The sequence below is a fragment of the Nostoc cf. edaphicum LEGE 07299 genome (assembly GCF_015207245.1).
Classification (GTDB): Bacteria; Cyanobacteriota; Cyanobacteriia; order Cyanobacteriales; family Nostocaceae; genus Nostoc; species Nostoc edaphicum_B.
The window spans coordinates 1-3,315 of the sequence record NZ_JADEXF010000730.1 but is presented as its reverse complement, the minus strand read 5'-3'; the positions used below and the strand labels follow the sequence as shown (position 1 = coordinate 3,315).

The 3,315-nt window shown below is 41.3% G+C and carries 3 protein-coding genes; all 3 read left to right on the top strand.

Going from position 1 to position 3,315, the window contains the following annotated elements:
* Positions 1 to 243 precede the first annotated feature (243 nt).
* The gene (locus tag IQ229_RS19705) at positions 244 to 435 is read left to right on the top strand and encodes a hypothetical protein (RefSeq protein WP_194046632.1); all 192 of its coding nucleotides are present in this window, start codon (positions 244 to 246) and stop codon (positions 433 to 435) included.
* Between the two features lie 384 nt (positions 436 to 819).
* Positions 820 to 1,953, top strand: coding sequence for a T3SS effector HopA1 family protein (locus IQ229_RS19700; protein ID WP_194046634.1), 1,134 nt, complete (start codon positions 820 to 822; stop codon positions 1,951 to 1,953).
* 66 nt (positions 1,954 to 2,019) lie between these two features.
* Positions 2,020 to 3,051 (top strand): hypothetical protein, encoded by a 1,032-nt coding sequence (locus IQ229_RS19695; RefSeq protein ID WP_194046630.1) that lies wholly within the window; start codon positions 2,020 to 2,022, stop codon positions 3,049 to 3,051.
* The last annotated feature ends 264 nt before the right edge of the window (positions 3,052 to 3,315 follow it).

The following is a 3,315-nucleotide window of genomic DNA, read 5'->3' as shown; positions in this document are numbered from 1 at the left end:
ATTCTTTATTTGTCATTAAACATTAGCTACTTTGCCGCAAAAATGATAATATTTTTAATTTTGGATAAATCCTATAGTAACTTTAATATAAACAAACATATAATTGCATTATTTATGGCACAGTATTTAGTAAAACAAACCTTGTAAAAATAAATAAAATAACAGATTATAGTAATGGGATGAGGCAATTCAAAGCCTAATCCTTACTAAATGAAATAAATTTACTTAGGAGTACATTGATAAATGGCTAGCATTACTATCTCTGAACTGCGTCCTACTGGTTACGAACTGTTTTCTGATTCTGAAACTTTTATGACAGATTTGGTTGACAGCGAACTTGACATTATGGGTGGTCTAGCAGCTGCATCCGGATGCGGATCGGCACTTTTGTGTTGTATTACTAGAGCAGAAGTACAGGCAGAAATGATGATTTGAAGAATGCTCTAACAAGGATTCTTCTTTCTCACTTGCTTTGAAAGCTCCCCTAATGGCAATATTTCTGTAAAATTGGAATATATCTGAAGCAAAATACCTATTTTGATCAGTGTCAAATTATTCTGATTTAATGCTGTAAATGTGAACAAAATACCCCTTCAATTAAGGGGTATTAATTTTATAATTAAACTATTTTTTGGAAAAACTTTATTAGCGCTAAGAGAAGTGCTAACTGAATTTACTAACTTTTTATATAGACTACAAATCTGCTTTAATTATTGAGTTATTTCAACAAGTCAATAAAAAATAATCAGATACATAAAATTACTCCCTTTCTACTCGAAAATTACCTTTGTCGTAATGTTTAGCCGTAACGGAACCATCATGCAAATACTAGATTCTATTCAAACTCAACAGCTAAATTCCGCTTCTTCTCAGGTGCTGGATACTCTGCAAAATATTGTCAGCAACGTTCAGATCCAGCCTAACTTCTATATTAGCCATCCAGATTACAAACCCTTGAAACTTCCTGCTGAAGTGGTAAAACGCTTTCAGGGAATACCTTTGAACCTTCAGAGTAAGTATCTTAACCTGCAACTGCAAAGGTTTCTCTACGGCATCTACTACAACGGCTCCCTGCGAACTGTCCTTACACTAGATGCAAATTCAACTAATTTGTCACTTTACCAAAATTTAGAGAACAATACATTGTTAGGGGTAAACATGGAGTTTATCCAGCTATTGCACGAAAGCAATGCTGGAGAAGGCTACTTTAGCCCAGGTTGGTATGTACTGAGGCAAGAAAGCGATGGCCGTCTTGCAGTGAAAAAAGACGGTCTAACCCTACACATTGAGCGCGATCGCCATTTACAACTAGCAGATCGCTCAACTACTCTAGGTAAATTGGTTTCAATCCGGTTACCACGTAATTTGGTTCAAAACGGCTTCTATGTCGCAGTGAGCAATGTAGGTGCGGTAAATCCCGGAAATCCAGACAGTCATTCGGGAGTAGTGCGAATTTACTTTAATTTCAGCCCCCCTGGCGCAGTTGCCATAATGAGAACTATCACGCAGCAGCTGAACGAAATAAAAGTTCCCTTTGTCTTCAAAGTGCTATATAACCCTTCTGATTATGGTCGCTACGACTCAGGTGTTCTCTACTTTGAGCGAAACAACTACGAAGCAGTCCGGCAAGTTATTCAGATCATTTATGCAGAAAACCGATCACATTTTCGGATGGAAGTACCTTTGTTCACTAAAGTCCTTGCGCCTGGGTTAGCTTTAGCAGAAGAACCAGATTGCAAATTTTCTGCCCAGGAAAGTTTCGGGATGAACCGCTGCCAAATTGTCGCTCTTGGCTTGTTAGAAGCTTGGCAAAAAGGTGATTTTTCCCCAGAGGGTCGGATGGGTTCTATCCTCAAACACTTCTTAATTCTTGGGATTAATTTGCAGCGTTCTTATCTAAATAGCAACTCTGAGGACATCTATAGGCCGTTGGACTGCTCATACATTCTGTAAGCATGCCCTGTTTCATTGAGCTTTGTTGAATTTGTATTTTTAACTAAATCTCGTTTTCACTCTCTAATGTCTAATTCTTATAGCGAACTCATCCAAACCGCTCTAGAAAATTGCCAACGAGGTTCCAGGAAACCCATTCAGCTTCCACCAGGGAATCTTGACAGATCCTTCAGTCAAAAGCTGGTCACGCTCATGGAGTCCCGGTTGCCACTCACAGACAAGTTGCTGCTGCGTTGGTGTCAAGATGCTCTTCATCAAGCTCTAGTTGCCGCTCGTTGCGGACAAATTGTGATGGCTAAACAGTTCTTTACTAAGGCACGCACACCCCTTGAATCAGACACGCTTTCGATTGAGGGTGGTCTGATTTGCAAGTCCTTCCACGAGGTGGCGGAAGCCTACCTAGATTATCGTCAAAGTGCTTTTGACCAAGCTCGCACCAGGCTGTTTGAGGGATTAGCAATTGACGTGCTTTTGGAGGAAAAATATGGGTACGAGCTTCTTTATCTACATCGCCTCCAAATAGCACTCCATCTTGTGCGTATCGATGTAGCGTGCATGTGCTTCGAGTCTGCAATTGACCTTGCCTGTCGGCTTTTAAGCTATCTCGAAGGAGCGTCAGAGGCTTTACCACTCCCCGGTTCTTGGGGATCTAAGCGTGTTGCACTTCTACCACCAGAGCTTGCCGCTACGATGTTTGTACAAATAACCGATCAAGTCGCTCTCGCCTTGGCAGGAAAGAACCATCAGGTTACTCGTAACTTGTTTGCAGTTGTCTCCCATCATATGCAGTTACAAGCTGATGGCAATTGCCAGTGCCACCCGCGTTCTCACGCTTGGTTCCTGATTAAGCGGGCAGTTGTAAGTAACGATATTGCTACTTTTTTGGAAAGAGCATCCCACTTCCTGACTGAGGGACGCGCCGACACACCATTGCTGTGGTATGCGACGGTTGTCGATCTTGTCGCTCTCTGTGACGAACTCGCTCTCCCAGAGTCTGAATTGGTGAGGCAAGAGATTGCCAAAGATGCGGTCACATGGGAATACCTGCCACAACCGTTTTTAACCATACTCAGTGGCTATGCAAACAGCGGTACTTAGAGCGTCTCTACCTCAATCCTAACTATGAAGATATTCACACACACTATTAAACTAAGCCAACGGTGTGGAAAGTCCTGTCTAACTGTTGCCGAAAAACTAAAAGTTTAGCCTTGGGGATTAGCATTTAGGTTATTAAAGTCTAAGTGCTTAACAATTTCAAATTCTGCGCTTTGTTGCTTCAGCCATTCAGAAAACAAATCTGAAGCAATGTTCTGACGCAACTCATTATCTAATTGCGGTTGAATAATCTCCTCTACCAAAATC

Bases quoted from the DNA above. Each gene is read 5' to 3' on its own strand.
- IQ229_RS19705 (WP_194046632.1), top strand. From the start codon at position 244: ATGGCTAGCATTACTATCTCTGAACTGCGTCCTACTGGTTACGAACTG.
- IQ229_RS19695 (WP_194046630.1), top strand. From the start codon at position 2,020: ATGTCTAATTCTTATAGCGAACTCATCCAAACCGCTCTAGAAAATTGC.
- IQ229_RS19700 (WP_194046634.1), top strand. From the start codon at position 820: ATGCAAATACTAGATTCTATTCAAACTCAACAGCTAAATTCCGCTTCT.